This window comes from Acidocella sp. MX-AZ03, from assembly GCF_027626035.1.
GTDB lineage: Bacteria > Pseudomonadota > Alphaproteobacteria > Acetobacterales > Acetobacteraceae > Acidocella > Acidocella facilis.
On sequence record NZ_CP110774.1, the window covers coordinates 2,208,072 to 2,225,178 of the forward strand.

Genomic DNA, 17,107 nt, shown 5'->3' on the forward strand with positions numbered 1-17,107 from the left:
TACGATGAAACCAAGGAGTCTCTATGTCTGTTAAAATCCGCCTCTCCCGCGCCGGCGCCAAGAAGCGCCCGTTCTACCATATCGTGATCGCCGATGCGAACGCGCCGCGCGACGGCAAGTTCATCGAGCGCGTCGGCACCTACAACCCGATGCTGCCGGCCGAGCATGCCGAGCGCGTGCTGCTGAAGACCGAGCGCCTGCAGTACTGGCTCTCCAATGGCGCCCAGGCGACCGACCGCGTCGCCCGCTTCCTGGCCAAGGCCGAGCTGATCAAGGCCCCTGTTTATGCCGAGCAGCCGAAGCAGTCCGCGCCGAAGAAGAAGGCCCAGGAGCGCGCCGCCGCCAAGGCCAAGGCCGAAGCCGCCGCTTGAGCTTTTGAGGGCATAGACAGAGGCATAGTGTGGAAGACCGGCTGATCCTGATGGGCGTGATTGGCAAGCCGCATGGCGTGCGCGGGCAAGTGCGCGTGCACGCTTACGGGGAGGAGCCCGATCTCCTCAGCCAGCATGTGCTTGTCGACGCCAAGGGCCGGCATTTCGCGCTCGACTGGGCGCATGACAATGTCGCCTGGATCAGCACGGTCGAAGGTTCCACCCGCACCCGCATCACCGACCGTGACATTGCCGCGCGCCTGACCAATGTCGAGCTGTTCCTGCCCCGCTCCGTTTTGCCGGAGACCGAGGAGGAGGAGTTCTACCTGGCCGATCTGATCGGGCTCAATGCCCAGGATGAGCAAGGCCAGGTGCTGGGCAAGATCGGCAATGTGCTGGATTACGGTGCCGGTGCGAGCCTGGAGCTGACCCCCGGCGGATTGCTGATCCCCTTCACCCGGGCCTGCGTGCCGGTGGTGAAGCTGGCCGATGGCTATGTGGTGGTGAACCCGCCGCTAGAGATCGAGGCCAAGGACGACACGGCCAACACCGAGGAGCCCAGCCTATGAACTGGCGCGCCGATGTGCTGACCCTGTTTCCCGCCATGTTCCCCGGCACGCTGGGCGAGTCCCTCGCCGGGCGGGCGCTGGAAGCCGGCACCTGGAGCCTGCAGGCCACGGATATCCGTGAATTCGGGCTGGGCCGCCACCGTGCGGTGGACGACACACCCTTCGGCGGCGGTGCCGGCATGGTGCTGCGCCCGGATGTGGTGGATGCCGCCATCTCCAGCGTCGCGGATGACCGCCCGCTGATCTTCTTCACCCCGCGCGGCGCGCCTCTCACCCAGGCGAAGGTGCGCGAGCTGGCGGACGGACCGGGTGTGATCCTGGTCTGCGGCCGGTTCGAGGGGATCGACCAGCGCGTGATCGAGGCACGCGGGGCGAGGAGATCAGCATCGGAGACTATGTGCTCTCCGGGGGCGAGCTGCCGGCTCTGGTGTTGCTGGATGCGGTAGTCCGCCTGCTGCCCGGCGTCATGGGCCATGCGGAAAGCGGCACGGAGGAGAGTTTTTCTCAGAAGCTGCTGGAATACCCGCATTTCACCCGCCCCGCCGAATGGGACGGCCGCGCGGTGCCAGAGGTGCTCACCTCCGGCAACCATGCCGCCATCGCCAGCTGGCGGCAGGACCAGGCCATCGCCATCACCAAAACCCGCCGACCCGACCTCTATGCCCAATTTGTTGCAACCGGTGCGCCAGCACCCTAAACACCCGTTTCGAGAAGGACCTAACCCATGAACATCATCCAGACCCTCGAGGCTGAGCAGATCGCGAAGCTGACCGAGACCAAGACCATCCCGGCCTTCGCCCCCGGCGACACGCTGCGCGTGAACGTGACCGTGAAGGAAGGCGAGCGCTCCCGTATCCAGGCCTTCGAAGGCCTGTGCATCGCCCGCTCCAACCGTGGCCTGAACTCCTCCTTCACCGTCCGTAAGATCTCCTACGGCGAAGGCGTGGAGCGCGTGTTCCCGCTCTATGCCCCGATCATCGCGGAGATCAACGTGATCCGCCGCGGCGACGTACGCCGCGCCAAGCTCTACTACCTGCGCGGCCGCCGCGGTAAGTCCGCTCGCATCGCCGAGAAGGCCCGCGAGGTCACCACGACCGAGGCCGCTCAGTAAGGAAGACCGCAGGGGTTTCACCCCCTGCACCCCCACCAAGGGCCGGAAGGCCCTTGGAACCCACCCGGGTCTGGGAAAGGGAGGGCCGATCCACCATCTAGCGTGGAGAGGGCTTTTGCCGGCCCTCCCTTTCCCAGACCCGAATTTATGGGATCAAAGGGCCTCTCGGCCCTTTGCGGGGGTCCAGGGGCAGCTGCCCCCTGGGCTTTCTTACTTTGAGGAGGCCTGAAGACGATGCCGCGGACGTTGTTTGACAAGATTTGGGATGCCCATGTGGTGGATCGGCTGGAGGACGGCACGTGCGTTCTCTATATCGACCGCCATCTCGTTCATGAGGTAACCAGCCCGCAGGCATTTGAGGGGCTTCGCATGGCGGGCCGCAAGGTTCGCCGGGTGGAGAACACCATCGCCGTCGTCGACCATAACGTGCCGACGAGTGCTGAGCGTCTGACCGAAGTGAACGAGCCCGAGAGCGCGCTGCAGATTGCGACGCTGGAGCAGAACGTCAAGGATTTCGGGGTGACGTACTTCCCGATGTCGGACGTGCGGCAGGGCATTGTGCATGTGATCGGGCCGGAGCAGGGCATTTCGCTGCCGGGCATGACGATTGTGTGCGGCGACAGCCACACCTCCACCCATGGCGCGATGGGCGCGCTGGCCTTTGGCATCGGCACCTCGGAGGTGGAGCATGTGCTCGCCACCCAGACGCTGCTGCAGAAGCCGGCGAAGAACATGCTGATCCGCGTGGATGGCAAGCTGCCGGAGGGCTGCTCGGGCAAGGACATCATGCTGGCGGTGATCGGCAAGATCGGCACCGGCGGCGGCACCGGCTATGTGATGGAGTTCGCGGGTGAGGCCATCCGCGCGCTAGACATGGCGGGGCGTTTGTCCATGTGCAACATGTCCATCGAGGGCGGCGCGCGCGCCGGGCTGGTGGCGCCGGATGAGGTGACCTTTGAATATATCAAGGGCCGGCCGTTCGCGCCGAAGGGGGCGGATTTCGACGCCGCCGTGGCCTATTGGAAGACCCTGCCGAGCGATGAGGGCGCGCATTACGACAAGATCGTCGAGCTGCGGGCCGAAGATATCATTCCGCAGGTCACCTGGGGCACCAGCCCGGAGACCGTCATTCCCGTCACCGGCAGCGTGCCGAACCCGGCGGATGAGCCGGACGCGGCCAAGCGCGCCCAGATGGAGCGGATGCTGAGCTATATGGGGCTAGAGGCCGGGCAGAAGATCGAAGGCACCAAAATTGACGTGGTGTTCATCGGCTCCTGCACCAATTCGCGCATCGAGGATCTGCGCTCGGCCGCCCATGTGGCCAAGGGCCGGCATGTGGCGCCGGGCGTGCGGGTGCTGGTGGTGCCGGGCTCCGGCCTGGTGAAGCAGCAGGCTGAGGAAGAAGGTCTGGCGAGGATCTTCACCGAGGCCGGGTTTGAGTGGCGCGAGGCCGGGTGCTCGATGTGCCTGGGCATGAACCCGGACAAGCTGACGCCAGGCCAGCGCTGCGCCTCCACCTCCAACCGTAATTTCGAGGGCCGCCAGGGGCCGGGCGGGCGCACCCACCTGCTCTCCCCGGCCATGGCCGCCGCCGCCGCCGTGACCGGCGTGATCACCGATGTCCGGGAGCTGATCTGATGGATAAGTTCACCACCCTCACCGCGATCGCCGCGCCGCTGAACATCGATAATATCGATACCGACAAGATCATCCCGGCGCGGTTTTTGAAGACCATCAAACGCACCGGGCTTGGCAAGAGCGTGTTCGCTGACATGCGCTATAATGCCGACGGCTCGGACAAGGCCGATTTCGTGCTCAACCAGGAGCCTTATCGCAAGGCGCAGATCCTGGTGGCGGGCGATAATTTCGGCTGCGGCTCCTCGCGCGAGCATGCCCCCTGGGCGCTGCTGGATTTCGGCATTCGCTGCATCATCGCGCCCAGCTTCGCGGATATCTTCTTCAATAACAGCTTCAAGAACGGCATCCTGCCGATCGCGCTGCCGGAAGAGATCTGCGCGAAGCTGCGCGAGGACGCGGCGATGGGCGGCAATGCCCGTCTGACCGTGGACCTTGAGCGGCAAATGGTGGTGCGCCCGAATGGCGAGGAGATCCCCTTCCAGGTGGACCCGTTCCGCAAACATTGCCTGCTTGGCGGGCTCGACGATATCGGGCTGACGCTGGAACACGCGGCCGCGATCGATTCCTATGAGTCGAAAATCCCGGCCTGGACGCCGAAAATTCAGGGAGCGTAATCATGGTTGCCAATAAGAGTGTGCTGCTGATGCCGGGCGACGGCATCGGCCCCGAAGTGATGGCCCAGGCCAAACGCGTGCTGGGCTGGCTGCAGGAGAGCAAGCGCGCCAGCTTCGCCATCACCGAGGAGCTGGTGGGTGGCGCCTCCATCGACGCGCATGGCGTGCCGCTGACCGATGCCGCGCTGGCCGCGGCCAAGGGCGTGGATGCGGTGCTGTTCGGCTCCGTCGGCGGCCCGAAATGGGACAAGGTGCCATTTGACATCCGCCCTGAGGCCGGGCTGTTGAAGCTGCGCGCCGAGCTGCAGGTGTTTGCCAATCTGCGCCCGGCGAAAGTGTTCGACGCGCTGGTGGATGCCTCCTCGCTCAAACCAGATCTGGTGCGCGGGCTGGATATCATGATCGTGCGTGAAGCCACGGGCGGGGTGTATTTCGGCGAGCCGCGCGGCATTGAGACGCTGCCGGACGGCACCCAGCGCGGCATCAATACCGAGGTGTACACCACAGGCGAGATCCAGCGTGTCGGCCGGGTGGCCTTTGAGCTGGCCCGCAAGCGGCAGAATCGCGTGTGCAGCGTGGAGAAGGCCAATGTGATGGAATCCGGCCTGCTCTGGCGCCAGGTGATGACCAAGCTGCAGCAGGACGAATTCCCGGATGTGGCGCTGAGCCACATGTATGCCGATAATTGCGCGATGCAGTTGGCGAAGAACCCGAAGCAGTTCGATGTCATCGTCACCGGCAATCTGTTCGGGATCTGCTGTCTGACCTCGCGGCGATGCTCACCGGCTCGCTGGGGCTGCTGCCCTCCGCGACTCTGGGCGCCAAGGACGCCACCGGCCGCCTGCCGGGCTTCTACGAGCCGATCCACGGCTCCGCCCCGGACATTGCCGGTCAGGCCAAGGCGAACCCTCTGGCGCAGGTGCTGAGCCTGGCGATGATGCTGCGCTACTCTTTCGACATGGACGAGGATGCCGCCGCCATTGAGGCCGCGGTGGAGCGCGTTCTGGCCAAGGCCGGCCGCACGCCTGACATCGCCGCTCCCGGCCGCGCCGTCCTTTCCACAGCGGAAATGGGGGATGCGCTGCTCGCAGAGCTGCAGGCGATTTAATTTTAAGGTGGGGGTTGCCTGCGCAAGACGCTTCGGTTACACCCCGCCCACCGCGCGCTCGTAGCTCAGCTGGATAGAGCATCAGACTACGAATCTGAGGGTCAGGAGTTCGAATCTCTTCGGGCGCGCCAACTAATTCCTTGAAAATAAAGCGAAAGCGGGTCGGTCCTGGCGCACCGGCCCGCTGGCGTTTTGGCGCCGCCCACCACTATCCCCTCAACGGTCGCGGAACGCCGCAGTTCGCCCGGTGGGAAGCTGCGGCGGCGCCGGCATGCGCGCCGGAGCGTCAGGCCAATTCCGCCCCGACCATCCGACCCACGCCGGCGAGGATGGGCGGCAGGATTTCCGGCTTCGGGTGTCCGCCCTGGGTGTAGGCGCAGATGACGATCGGCCTGTCCGGGGCTGGCCACGCCACCGCGATGTCGCCCAGCGCGTCCTTGCCGTTGTTGCCCGTCTTGTCCGCCACCTCCCAGCCCTTGGGCAGGCCGGCGCGCAGCAGCGCCCCGCCGGTCTGGCAGTTCAGCATCCAGCCTGTGAGCCGCGCGCGCGAGGTCGGGGAGAGCGCATCGCCCAGCAGGAAGCGCTGGAGGTCTCCCGCCATGGCGGCGGGCGTGGTCGTGTCCCGCGGGTCGCCCGGCGGCGAGAAATTCAGGCGCGGCTCGGTGTGGTCGAGGCGCGTCACTTCATCGCCCTCTCCCCGCCAGAAGCGGGTCAGCGCGGCCGGGCCGCCAACGCTCATCAGGAGCAGATCCGCGCAGGTATTATCGCTGACCTCGATGGCGGCCTGGCACATGGCCTCGACCGTCATGCCGCCCTCGGCAAGATGAAGCCGCGCAACCGGCGCGTAGTTGGAGATCTGCGCCACGCCGTAGTGGACGAAGCGGCCGAGCTGCTCATCGCCCTTGTCCACGCGCGAAAGCACGCAGGCCACCAGCGACATCTTGAAGGTGCTGCACATCACGAAGCGCTCGTCAGCCCGCCAGGACAATGTCCGCCCGGTGGCGAGGTTGCGGGCGTGGACGCCGATGCGCCCGCCGGTCTTGCGTTCGCTCTCCGCCAGGAAACTGGTCGCCTCATCCGCCTGGGCGGATGAGGCATAGAGCGCGGGCAGAGCCGCGAGGAGCATACGGCGAGGCATCTTCATGCCGAGATGCCTTCCAGTCCGGCGCACCGCTTGGCCGACGGCTTGCAGCGAACACCGCCGCTCGGTTCAAATGTCATTACGCTCTCTTCCTCTTCCGCCCCGCCGGCAGCGAGGGCGGCGCCCCGCCACCCGGGCCGGGGTCGGCGAACAGCGCCGCGATCTCCACCCCAGCGCCGCCGCGATCTTCTCCAGCACCGTCAAAGTCGGGTTCTCAAGGCGCCGCTCGATCCGGCTCATGTAGGTCCGGTCCACGCCGGCGTCGACCGCGAACGCCTCCTGCGACACCCCGCGCTCGACGCGAAGCCGCCTGATGTTCACCGCCACTCTCTCCCGCGCGTCCATGGTCGGGCGACCACATATTGCGAAGGCCTATTATTCCACGCATAATGGACCCATGATTGTGAAGATCGGGACAGGTTCGGGGTGGGCGCGCGGGTGCCGCGGGCCGGCGTGATCCCGCCGGCGGCCCTGCTGGTCGGGATCACCTGCCTCGGGGTGATGATGGCCCTGATGCCGGCCAACAGGCTGCTCACCCTGCTGGGCCTGCGGCGCTGGCGGCTGGCCGCGCTGTTCATCCCCCTGGCCGGGCCGTTCGTCTTCATGTGGCTGGTGGCGTTCCCGGGCAGGGCTGCATGTGCGCCTGCGGAAGCCGTGCCGCGGGAGCCGGGCTGAGGTCTCAACCACCACGTTGAATTACCTCATCCAATTATGACCAATCGACGAGGTGATTGTCGGAACGATTAGCCTCAGCTAGTGATTGCACATAGATACCCACGTCCTCCAAAGCTGTAGTGGATACCAAAATTGGTGCAAAAGCGCGTACTCATCACCGACGTCGACAATACCTTGCTGGACTGGCAGGACCTTTGGTATCAGACCTTTTCGGCAATGATTGCGAAAGTGATCGAGATATCTGGTGTCGACCCTGAAATGCTCTATGCGCAGTGCAGTGTCATTCACCAAAAGTATGGCACTAGCGAGTACTCGCGGTTACTTGGCGAATTGCCCTGCTTGCGAGAATTGTACGGCAGCAACGTTCTAGCTGTCATGGCACCTGCTATTGACGCGTTTCGTGAAGCTCGGCGGCGCGCTTTACAACTCTACCCAACCGTTGAGGATACACTAAAAATCTTAAAGACTTCGGGCGTACCTATTGTCGCTTTCACGGAGTCCAAAGCTTTCTACACCAACTACCGCTTCCGCAAGCTAGGCCTAGATGGTCTGGTTGACTATCTATACTCTCCGGAAGATCACAGCATGCCAGAGGACACTTCTGACACTAGGTATTATGAACCCGAAAGCTACACATTTAAGCACACGATCCATCGCTACACTCCCGAAGGAGAGCTGAAGCCGAATCCTGACATTTTACTCCAGATTATTTCTGACTTGTCTGTGTCCATCGACGAAGTTGTGTATGTCGGAGACAATATTCTCAAGGACGTTCTCATGGCTCAACAGGCTGGCGTGGCTGATGTCCACGCGCGCTATGGCGCAAGCCAACACAAACCCGAATACGAATTGCTGCGGAAGGTCACGCATTGGACCCCTGAAATGGTCGAGCGTGAACGCAATGCCTTGAAACTTGGGGAGGTGGTGCCGACCCATGTTCTAGATAAGAACTTTGCACAAATTCTTAAACTATTTGAAGCACCCTGATGGCCGATTCCGATACACCATCGCCGCTAGCAGCGGGCCAAATTGAAATCTGGAAAAAGATCGTCGACGTACAGCAGCACTTCAACGACCTTGAACTGCGTATCCGCAACTTCGCCCTGATTATCACGGGCGCTTTCCTTGGCATGGGGGATATGCGATTACAAATGGCGGCATCATCAAGATCTTCGGGATCGGAATATCTATTGCCGGACTTGTTGTCTTTTCTGCCATCCTCCCGCTACTCGCATTCTATTTCATGGACAGACTATGGTACCATCGCTTATTGCAAGGCTCGGTTCAGGCCGGCATTGACGCAGAAACTGCTCTTAAAGACCTTGGCTATAAAGTGGATCTCGGGTCAGAAATCTCGGCCAAGAGTCCATTCAAGCTATGGGTGTTCAAGGCCAAAATCCGTTCTGGACGCAAGATGGACATTTTCTACTGCACATTAATTATTGCGTTGCTAGTCGTCGCTTGCGTCGTCGGCTTTGGGCTTCGTCCTCAACTAAAATCAATGGTAGAACCAACGATCAAGGCTGCTAGTAGTGGTGCACCGGCTTTCTCTCCAGCCAGTGGCATGGGTACCTCATCACCCTGCTCAACCAAAGCGAATACGATAAAGCCCAAAGTTACTAGCTAGGTCACGCCCGAAGGCCCGCCAGACAACCATGCCCACATGGCGCAGACGCCGGCGACGGTGAGGACGAGGTCGAGCTGGGGCGCCAGGCGCAGTTCGACCTCGGCGCCCAGCAACGCCATCACCACCGGCAGGGTGAGGATGGTCTTCGCCGCGACCGGCAGGCGGTTCCAGAGGCCGCGCTTTCTGGCCTCCGGAGCTGGGGGCTGCCCACGGTGGGGCGCAATCTCGGCGGTGGAGAGCTGGTTCTTCTCGTTCTGCATGGTGGTTCCTTTCGAGTTTCTGATTCGGCGATGGAAGGGGAAGGCGCTTCGGCGCCTTCCCCTTCCTCGTTTCGGTTCTGGCCCGCCCGTTTGGGTCAGGCAGCATCCCGCACGTCTTTCTCCACCGTTGCTGCCCGCTTTGCCTCGGGCAGTAGGTTCCATGCCCGCAGGGCGGTGGTTGCGGTGTCGATCAGGCGCTGCGGGGCGTGGTGGGCGTAGCGCTGGGTCGTGCTGAGCTGGCTGTGGCCCAGCACCGTGCCGATCTCGTTCAGCGGCGTGCCGGAATTGGCCAGGGCACTGGCGAAGCTGTGCCGCAGATCGTGGATGCGCAGATCCTCCGGCAGCCCCGCCGCCACCCTGGCCCGCCGCCACGCGCCGCGCACGCCCTCCACCGGCTGCCCGGCCCGGCGGGCGCTGGGGAACACGTGTGGGTTCTCCGGGTGGATGGCCCGCTTGGCGAGCTGGCGCTGGAGGATGGCCACGGCGACCGGCGAGAGCGGGATGTGCCTCGTGCGGCCCGATTTCGAGCGCGGCACGGTGAGGATGCAGCGCTCGAGGTCGACGTTCTCCCAGGTGGCGTTCAGCACCTCGCCCCGGCGCGCGCCCGTGACGATCAGCAGGGCCAGCACCGCCGCCGCCGTCTCGTCCTTGTCCGCGTCGAGGGCCTTGACCAGCGCCCGGGTCTCGCCTGGGCTCAGGTACTTGTCGCGGTGCTGCTCTCGCAACATCCCCGGCGAGGCGGCCGGGTTCTTGCCCTCGTACAGCTGCCACCGGAGCGCCGAGTTGAACAGGGCGCGGACGCATGCCAAATGCCGATTCACCGTGCCCGCGGCAAGACCTTCCGCGACGAGCTTGCGCCGCAGCTCGACGACGTCCGCCTGCGTCACCTCGTCCAGCGCCTTCTTGCCCAGGGCGGGCAGGATGCGCTTGCGCAGGTAGGCCTCGGTGTTGTGCGCCGAGCGCTGGTGCTCCCGCGCGTGCGGCAGGTATCTGTCGCGGACGAACTCGTCGACCGTTGGCACGGCCCTGAGCTTTGCCTTCTCCGCCGCCGGATCGCCGCCCAAGGAGACCTCGACCTTCAACTGCTCGGCGCGCTTGCGGGCTTGGTCCACGGTGACGTCGCCAAGGCGGCCTAGCCGGACCTCGTGCTGGCGGCCGCGCGCGTCCTTGTACCGGAAGTAGAACGTCACGGTGCTTCTGCGCTGCTCGGCGATGAAGCCGACCAGCCTATTGTCGAAGACGCGGTGCTTGGCCGTGCCCTTGGGCAGCGGCGGCAGCTTTTGCACGGAGCTGCGCGTGATGGTGACGGCGGGCATGGTGGTCCTTCCATTTCTGGGCGTGGGGGTCATGGGGAGCGCCCGCGCGCTGGGGCTTCACGCCCCCGGTCGCGGGCCTCTTGCCGGGAGGGCGCACGGCTATGCCCGCGCCGTGCTCTGGCAGCGCCGGGCCTTGATGAAAGCCTCCAGATCGTCCTGGCGGTATCGGATGTACCGGCCCGAGAGCTTGATGAAGGCCGGCCCGGTGCCGGCGCCGCGCCAGCGCTCCAAGGTCTCCGACGAAACGCCGAGCAGCTCACCCGCCTGGCGGGCGGTGAGCAGCTTCGTCGGCGGCGCCGGCTCGGCGTTCTCGGCGGCGGTGATCGTGCTGGTCGCGCTGTCACCGGTCTCGGCAGCGGTAGTCATGTGCTTGGCCATGTCGAATTGTCTCCATATCTGGCGCCGGGGCGTGCTTGCCCCGGCTCGTCCATGGAGGTGTTCGACCGCCCAACTTTGCCGCCTAAGGCCATCGCCGGTCCGCGTTGGCCGGCGACGAAGATGGCAGAGCCGCGCTTGCAGGTTCAAAACCCGCGAGGCGCGTTGGCAACCAATCCGTACACCCGGCCTTGCTGCCTGTCCCGGCCCTATTCGGCCATGCCTTCTTCGCTGGCCCCGGCCCTACCCGGCCGCACCGGCTTCACCCGCCGCCACGCGCGCGAGCCGCACGCGCCTGATCTCGGCCGCCAGGGCCTCGCGCACGGCGTTGCGGCAGGTCCAAAGCCGGGAGATGTACGGCGCCCGCTCCGCCCATTCCCGCAGCGCCTCGTCGACGACGATGATGAGCTGCTCTGGCACGATGCCCTCATCGCGGCTTTCCGGGTCGGGGCAGAGGACGAGGTCCAGCTCGCCGCTTCGCGCCTCCGTCCAGCCATAGGGCGAGGGCAGAACGCCGGGCGCGAAGCTGACGCCGCCGCCCAGGGGGTCGCCTGGCGGCAGCAGCCGGATCGCCTTGCCCAGCGCCTCCAGCACGGCGAGGGCGCCGCCCTCCGGCGCCCGCGCCTGCTCCAGGGTCATGCGTGCCCGCGCGATGCAGAGCAACTGGCGCAGCGTCCAGCCCACCGAGGCGGAGGCGACGGTGCCGTAGCGAACTGGAACGCCCACACCGTCCGCGCCGGTGTCGAGCACGACGGTCCAGAAGCGCTGCTCCCAGTAGGGCAGCACGTCGGTGCCGAGGAAGTACAGGAAGCGCTTGCCGTCGGCCGTGCGGCGCTCCGCGAGAATCTCGTCGTCGGAGAAATCGATCATCGGCCTGCATTCCCTTCCAGGCTTGGCGTATTTGACGCCGTACTGGCGGAGGAGACCGTTTCGGTTCCATCCATCTCGGCCAGATCAGACATACTGGCGCTGTCCACCTCGAACACCAGCCAGAGGTCATCACTTTCAACGGACACAGCCACACCCTCGGGAATCTTGAAGGCGTTGATCTCCTCTTCGTTGGGATCGTCGTTGAGGCGGAACAGGTCGGCCGGCTCGCGCACCGCGATGCCGAGCGTGGCAAAATACCTGACGATGCTGAGCGGGTCCTCGCCGGTGCGCACGGCCTCGTCGAATTTGATCCGCCGCACCTCTGGCAGCTTCTCGATGCTGGAGTAGCGCCGCAGCAGCTCTTCCAGCGTGTGGGTCTCATGTTGGTCCATGTGATGGGGCTCCAGACGCAGGAAGCCCGCCTTTGCGGACGGGGCTTCCTGCTGGTTCGGGGTGGATGGATCTCCCGGGCCGGCAACGGCCTGGGCGAGAGCATCACATGCGGTTGAGTGGTTGGGCGTTGGCGCCGATGCGCCGTCCGGTTCAGCCCGGGCCCGGCTCGGCGTCGCAATCAGCCAAATGCGCCGCCCAGCGCGCACTGGCCCGCTCCGCCTCCAAGGCCAGCGCCACGCGCACCGCGCGCCGCGCCTGCCAGCAGGTCCTCCTCCACGGCGTGACCGGCAACCAACTGCTCAGCGCCAGTTCGATCAGGAGCAAAAGTTGCTCAGGCGAAACGCCGCGCTGCCGCGCCTCGGCGTCAGGGCACATCTGGATGGAGAACCGCCCAGCCCTGGCCAGGCTCCATGGAAACGGCGAGGCCGGGCTGCCCGGCGGCGCCGGCTCGAAGGAGACCGGCGGCACCGCCCAGCCATCCTGCGGCTCGCGGTGCATGGCGGCGGCGCGGTCGAGATGGCGGACGATCTCGGCCACAACCGCTTCGCCGGAATGCGCCTGCTCCGCCTCGAACCGGGCCAGCGCCACGGCCAAGAGCTGGCCGATGCTCCAACCATCGTACGGGCCAAGTTTGGCGAGGCGAACGAACGCACCGCCGTCTGAGGTCTCGACCGCCGCGCCCCAAAGGCGCAGCGGCCGGCCCGGGATCAGGTCGGTGGTGAGGAGCGCGACGTTGCGTCCGGCGCTGGTCGTGCGCCACGCGACATTGTCGCGCCCGCTTCCGCCCTTGGCGGTGGACGCGGGCCTGGCGGGTGCGGTTTGGGTGCTGGATTCCATGGCCGCCTCCTTCATTTGGTGAAGACCGCCCATTGCCCGTCCGGAACGAGATAGACGGCGATGCCCTCCTCGACGCGGAAGGCTTCGAGTTCCTCCTCGTCGGGATCGGCGCAGGCGGCGAAGAGATCTTCGAGATTCTCGACCTTCCTGTCCAGATCGCGGAAGTATTCAATCAAGCGCAACGGATCGTCACCGCGCGCCAGGGCGTCGGCCAGGCGCAAATGCGGCACGTGCCGGGGCAAATCGTGGCCCTCGGCGTGCTGGCGGATCAGTTCGTCCAAGGTTCGGAGCTGGGCTGGGATTTGGGTCATGTCGATGGTCTCCAAGGCGCGGGACGGCCAGCCCTCAAAGGCTGGCCATCCCGTGCCGACCGGGGTTGCTGGGCCCGCACCGCGCGGGCGAAACCATGACATGCGCCCGGGGTGGAGGGGAGCAGCGGTACCACCCCAGTTCCACAGCGTTTCCACCCAGCCAGAGCATCTGGCTGGACCCCTCTGGGGCTCAGGGTGGAAAGGTGGAAACTGATCGACGAAAAAGACGACAGCGAAGAGTTGGAGACGCAGCGAAAAACGGTCTCGCCAGGCCACCGAAAAAATCCAGCACCGTTTTTCCATCCAATCTTTCCACCTTTCCACCCACCACGCCGCGCCGCCCGCCGCAGGGCGGGCAGCCACTGGCCTAGATGTCCTCCGCCGCCTCCGCGAGGTGGCGGAAGCTGTATTCGGCGGTGTTCTTCCGGGACTGAACCTGGATGGTGAAACGCTCGCGCAGTGCCTCCAGGGAATGCGCCAGGGCGTGGCAGAAGCTCCGCTCCCCCATGCCCTCCGGCATCGGCCGCCTGTGCCGTTCGCCGGCCTCGCAGAGCTCCCGGTACAGCGCCGCCGCCCTGATCCACCGGCCGGCGTTGGCGGGCGTTCTGAGCCATATCTCCAGCAGGGCGGCGATGGGGTCGCCCTCAGCGGCGAAGCCCACCTGGGCGCGCTGGAGCCGCCGGAACGCCTCCTGCACCTCATCCTCCTCGCCTCGGTACCGGGCGACCCGCACCGCGAAGGCGTAGAAGTCCGCCATGCGAACATCGCCGGAGATATCGTCATCGCCGTGATCGCGCATCGCGCGCGTCACCTCGGCCAGATCGTGCAGCAGGTTGGTCATCAGCACCGCCCGCTCCTCGACCGTCCGGCGGTCCAGCTCAGACAGCCCCCGGAAACTCTCCAGGCGCCTGGTGCGCAGCAGCAGCAGGCGCTCGGCCACGTCATCGCGCTTGAAATGAGGCGTCCTCGAGGTGAGGATCACCCAGGCGATCGATTTGATCGAGGCCATCGTGTTCGTCGTGTAGAGCACCCGCTTCTTGACCCTGCCGCCGGTGGCCACGGTGGCGAGCTTGTCCGCCAGCCACTTGCGATCGGTGTCGGCATTGTCCGCCACGAGAAGGGCGGTAGCCGAGATCGCGGCGTCAAAATCTTTCACGTCATCGGTCATCGACGCGACATCGAAGTTGCGGCCAAAGAACATCGTGCCAATCCGCTTCGCCGCCGCCGTCTTGGCGGAGCCCTTTTCGCCAACAAGGGCGAGGATCGGCTTGGTCGGCATCAATTCGGGGAAGAACCGCGCCCAAATCCAATAACGGAGCAGCGCGAGCCCCTGCGCGGGGGTCATGAGCCCGGGCTCAAGGCTCAGGCCGTTCTCCAACATGCGCTGGATCGGATCGCGCCCGCGCTCATCCCGCATGTCCGGGTCGAAATCATCTACCATGTAGAACGGTTCCGCCTCGGGCTCTTGCAGGAAGAGGACGCCGTCCGCGCCATTCTCCACGGCCTCAATGCCGGCGGGCGTGATCTTGTAGATGAGCCCCGCCTGGTTGAAGACGTAGCAGGCATTGCGGCGCTGGCTGTAGTGCGCGAGGTGCCTCACCTCGGTCGGCGTGCCCCGGGTCGTGGCTTCGATCAAAAGATGCGGTGCCAGATAGCTGAAGAGCGTCTCTGAACGGTTGACGCCAAATTCGGCGAGCAGCCTCACCAGCGCCTGGTTTTCGCCGTCAAGCGGGATGAGCCGGCGCTCGGCAAGGTCGAAGTAGTACCCAACGTCCTGCTCATGGTAGAATTTGCCTCTGCTTCTCAGCTTCTCCGTGAGAAACTCGGCCGCGGCCTGATCGCGGCGGTGGGGACGCAGCTTCCCCGGTTGTCACGGATGTCGTTCATCTCTTCGAGGAAGGTGACGCGAGGGCTGGCCGATGCATCGAACAGCTGCGCCAGATGGGCCTCCGTCCAGCCGGCGGCAACCGTGGGAATGGCGCCGCCATCGCCGCCGCCATTCGCCAGGCCGCCGCCTTCAATCGGGCGGCGATCATGCGCGAAGACCGCCACCCGCGCGGCGCCGGCACGGCGTATCTGGTCGGCCGCCTCCTTCACGAAGGCGCGCCCCTCATCCGTATCGTCGGACCAGAGCAAAACCTGGCGCCCGCCGAGCGCCGCCCATTCCGCGCCCCGAATGCCGAAGGTGCCGAAGAGCGGGCAAGTGACCGCCCAGCCGGGGAAATCCGCCGCTGCCTGATCCGCGGAAGGTTCATCCCTGACGACCAGCACCGGCGCGGCCGGTTCCGCGGCAAGCTCGGGCAGGCGATAGAGGACATGCCGCTTCCCCGGCCCCTTCCAAAGCCAGCGCCGGGTTTCCTCCTCATCGCCCCAGAGCGTAAGCGGCCGCGTGGTCAGCTTGCCCTGATCCCAGAACGAGCAAACGTGCCAAAGGGCCTCGCCGGTGCTATTCCTGTAGGTGTGAACCGACGCCGCGGCGCCAAGCTTGGGATGGTCCGTGTCGGGGTCAGGCGCATCTGCCGGAATCGGGATCAGCGGCTGATCCGGCTTGGCGGGGGCAGGCTCATAGCACGCGGCGCTTTGAGCGATCCGCGCAATCTCCTCCTCGCCGAGCGGCGGTTCGCATCTGGCCGCGTTGATCTCCAGCAACTGGGCAAGAATCTCGTCGGCTTCCTCGCCCTTGCTCCGCATGCCGCAGCCAATCCGAAAGAGGGTATCGTTGCGCCCACCCTCCGAAATCGACTCGCCGGCCTTTGCGGGGGCCGCCGCCATTTTGGCTTGACCCGCACGCCCCTTGGCGCTTGCCAGCGCACACAGCCAATCGGGCGCCGGCAAGACGGCATCCCGGGAAAAGCCATCCACCCAGGAATAGCTGCCGCCAGAGGCGTGAATGCTCGGCGCGGCCACGATGTAGCCGCCGTCGCCCCGCAGATCGAGGCCGGGAAGGCCGTCAAGCTTCGTGCAGTTGCCGATCCTAGCCTCAGGGCACCGGAAGAAAAGGTGCCGCCCGCCACCGCCGGAATTCGCCGAGAGGGTGGTGGGCAAAGCGGTATGCCGCTTGCAGAGTTCCTCGAGGCTCTCACCGCCGCCGTGGCGCGGATCGATGTCGAGCACCATCAGGCCCGAGAGCACCCCGGTGGCAATACCGACATTGGCGTCTGGCCAGCGCCCGAACCAGCGGGCAATGACCGCGGAATCCGACGACGCATCCTTCACGCCATTCTTCGTTCGCGGATGCTTGCCGGGGGTCGGGCAGGCGGCGCGCTTTTCGCAAGTGCAATTCCCGCCGGCCACGCTGTGCAGGGGGATCACCGGCCAACCCAGGGCGGCGTATTCCAGGGCCGTCGCCTCGCACCTCGCGCGCGGCCTGGTGGATTGTACCGCCGGCGTCGCATCCCCTTCGCCGGCGGAGCCATCGCTGCCGCCAAGGAAAGATTCCAACCGCTCCAGCCAGCCGGGGTTGGCAAGCAGCCTGTCGCGCGCCGCCGCGACAATCGCGCCGATGGCGTTGGGCTGGCCCGGCTGCCAGGTTTGGCTCACCCAGTCCAAAGGCGGCAGGCACAGCTTGGCGGCACCATCCATGAAGGCGGCGTCTCCGCCTTCCAGGCGGCGGCGCAAATCATCCAGCGCCCGCTCGGCCGCCTCGCCGAGCGCCGTGGAAACCTTCGCCGGCGGCCTTTCGCCGCCCTCTCCGCCGGAAACTTCGGCGGGGTGAGCCGCGGCCGCTCCCGCGCCGCTGGCCATTTCGGAAACATCAGGGGTGCGCGAGGCCTGGCCGATGGAATCGGCCGCGCCCGCGCGTGTTTGATCGTTGGACATAGTTCGCCCTTCACCAGGAAATAGGAAAAATGCCGCCGGCGGTCCCCGCCGGCGTCCAAGCCATGCGATCGG

Annotated in this window: 19 protein-coding genes, 1 tRNA gene and 2 pseudogenes; 11 read left to right on the forward strand and 11 right to left on the reverse strand. The window is 65.6% G+C overall.

Annotation, left to right across the window (positions count from 1 at the left end):
- The first annotated feature begins 23 nt into the window (after nt 1-23).
- The 8 genes and pseudogenes from rpsP (at nt 24) to GT370_RS12275 (ending at nt 5,542) form a co-directional block, all read left to right on the forward strand.
- On the forward strand, nt 24-371 hold the full coding sequence (rpsP, locus tag GT370_RS12240) for a 30S ribosomal protein S16 (protein WP_008494347.1): 348 nt from the start codon (nt 24-26) through the stop codon (nt 369-371).
- A 29-nt stretch (nt 372-400) separates the two neighbouring features.
- The gene (rimM, locus tag GT370_RS12245) at nt 401-940 is read left to right on the forward strand and encodes a ribosome maturation factor RimM (RefSeq protein WP_008494346.1); all 540 of its coding nucleotides are present in this window, start codon (nt 401-403) and stop codon (nt 938-940) included.
- Nucleotides 937-1,637 (forward strand): annotated as a pseudogene (gene trmD, locus GT370_RS12250) (tRNA (guanosine(37)-N1)-methyltransferase TrmD). Before rimM ends, trmD begins: the two are co-directional and overlap by 4 nt.
- 27 nt (nt 1,638-1,664) lie before the next feature.
- A complete protein-coding gene (gene rplS / locus GT370_RS12255) occupies nt 1,665-2,051 on the forward strand; it encodes a 50S ribosomal protein L19 (protein WP_008494344.1) in 387 nt (128 codons plus the stop codon).
- 234 nt (nt 2,052-2,285) lie between these two features.
- Nucleotides 2,286-3,689, forward strand: a complete 1,404-nt coding sequence (leuC, locus tag GT370_RS12260) for a 3-isopropylmalate dehydratase large subunit (RefSeq protein WP_008494343.1) — start codon at nt 2,286-2,288, stop codon at nt 3,687-3,689.
- Nucleotides 3,689-4,303 carry a 3-isopropylmalate dehydratase small subunit gene (leuD, locus tag GT370_RS12265; RefSeq protein WP_008494342.1) on the forward strand — a complete coding sequence of 205 codons (615 nt, stop codon included), beginning with the start codon at nt 3,689-3,691 and terminating at the stop codon, nt 4,301-4,303. The genes leuC and leuD overlap by 1 nt, the downstream gene beginning before the upstream one ends.
- A 2-nt stretch (nt 4,304-4,305) precedes the next feature.
- Nucleotides 4,306-5,411 (forward strand): annotated as a pseudogene (gene leuB / locus GT370_RS12270) (3-isopropylmalate dehydrogenase).
- Between the two features lie 54 nt (nt 5,412-5,465).
- Nucleotides 5,466-5,542 (forward strand) — tRNA-Arg (locus GT370_RS12275).
- A 155-nt stretch (nt 5,543-5,697) separates the two neighbouring features.
- On the opposite strand, the gene bla is transcribed toward GT370_RS12275, so the two are convergent.
- A complete protein-coding gene (gene bla / locus GT370_RS12280) occupies nt 5,698-6,555 on the reverse strand; it encodes a class A beta-lactamase (protein ID WP_039885186.1) in 858 nt (285 codons plus the stop codon).
- Between the two features lie 66 nt (nt 6,556-6,621).
- A complete protein-coding gene (locus GT370_RS12285; protein WP_270183126.1) occupies nt 6,622-6,879 on the reverse strand; it encodes a helix-turn-helix transcriptional regulator in 258 nt (85 codons plus the stop codon).
- Between the two features lie 111 nt (nt 6,880-6,990).
- Between GT370_RS12285 and GT370_RS12290 the strand changes: the two genes are divergently transcribed.
- The 3 genes from GT370_RS12290 to GT370_RS12300 all read left to right on the forward strand — a co-directional run bounded on the left by GT370_RS12290 (nt 6,991) and on the right by GT370_RS12300 (nt 8,666).
- On the forward strand, nt 6,991-7,227 hold the full coding sequence (locus GT370_RS12290) for a hypothetical protein (protein WP_270183127.1): 237 nt from the start codon (nt 6,991-6,993) through the stop codon (nt 7,225-7,227).
- Between the two features lie 135 nt (nt 7,228-7,362).
- Nucleotides 7,363-8,214: an HAD family hydrolase gene (locus GT370_RS12295; RefSeq protein ID WP_039885185.1), complete on the forward strand. Its 852-nt coding sequence runs from the start codon at nt 7,363-7,365 to the stop codon at nt 8,212-8,214.
- On the forward strand, nt 8,214-8,666 hold the full coding sequence (locus GT370_RS12300; protein ID WP_270183128.1) for a hypothetical protein: 453 nt from the start codon (nt 8,214-8,216) through the stop codon (nt 8,664-8,666). Before GT370_RS12295 ends, GT370_RS12300 begins: the two co-directional genes overlap by 1 nt.
- Nucleotides 8,667-8,850: 184 nt before the next feature.
- Here GT370_RS12300 and GT370_RS12305 read toward each other — a convergent pair whose 3' ends face one another.
- The 9 genes from GT370_RS12305 to GT370_RS12345 all read right to left on the reverse strand — a co-directional run bounded on the left by GT370_RS12305 (nt 8,851) and on the right by GT370_RS12345 (nt 17,035).
- A complete protein-coding gene (locus GT370_RS12305) occupies nt 8,851-9,114 on the reverse strand; it encodes a hypothetical protein (RefSeq protein ID WP_008494334.1) in 264 nt (87 codons plus the stop codon).
- A gap of 95 nt (nt 9,115-9,209) precedes the next feature.
- Nucleotides 9,210-10,430, reverse strand: a complete 1,221-nt coding sequence (locus GT370_RS12310; protein ID WP_008494333.1) for a site-specific integrase — start codon at nt 10,428-10,430, stop codon at nt 9,210-9,212.
- 99 nt (nt 10,431-10,529) lie between these two features.
- Nucleotides 10,530-10,796 (reverse strand): helix-turn-helix transcriptional regulator, encoded by a 267-nt coding sequence (locus GT370_RS12315; protein ID WP_240376617.1) that lies wholly within the window; start codon nt 10,794-10,796, stop codon nt 10,530-10,532.
- 252 nt (nt 10,797-11,048) lie between these two features.
- Nucleotides 11,049-11,675 carry a hypothetical protein gene (locus tag GT370_RS12320; protein ID WP_008494329.1) on the reverse strand — a complete coding sequence of 209 codons (627 nt, stop codon included), beginning with the start codon at nt 11,673-11,675 and terminating at the stop codon, nt 11,049-11,051.
- A complete protein-coding gene (locus tag GT370_RS12325) occupies nt 11,672-12,067 on the reverse strand; it encodes a hypothetical protein (protein WP_008494328.1) in 396 nt (131 codons plus the stop codon). Before GT370_RS12325 ends, GT370_RS12320 begins: the two co-directional genes overlap by 4 nt.
- Nucleotides 12,068-12,218: 151 nt before the next feature.
- Nucleotides 12,219-12,905: a hypothetical protein gene (locus GT370_RS12330; RefSeq protein WP_240376615.1), complete on the reverse strand. Its 687-nt coding sequence runs from the start codon at nt 12,903-12,905 to the stop codon at nt 12,219-12,221.
- A gap of 11 nt (nt 12,906-12,916) precedes the next feature.
- A complete protein-coding gene (locus GT370_RS12335; RefSeq protein WP_008494326.1) occupies nt 12,917-13,231 on the reverse strand; it encodes a hypothetical protein in 315 nt (104 codons plus the stop codon).
- A gap of 352 nt (nt 13,232-13,583) precedes the next feature.
- Complete coding sequence (locus GT370_RS12340; protein WP_270183129.1) at nt 13,584-14,921, reverse strand: hypothetical protein; 1,338 nt, start codon at nt 14,919-14,921, stop codon at nt 13,584-13,586.
- Nucleotides 14,922-15,019: 98 nt separating this feature from the next.
- Nucleotides 15,020-17,035 (reverse strand): bifunctional DNA primase/polymerase, encoded by a 2,016-nt coding sequence (locus GT370_RS12345; RefSeq protein ID WP_270183130.1) that lies wholly within the window; start codon nt 17,033-17,035, stop codon nt 15,020-15,022.
- Nucleotides 17,036-17,107 lie beyond the last annotated feature (72 nt).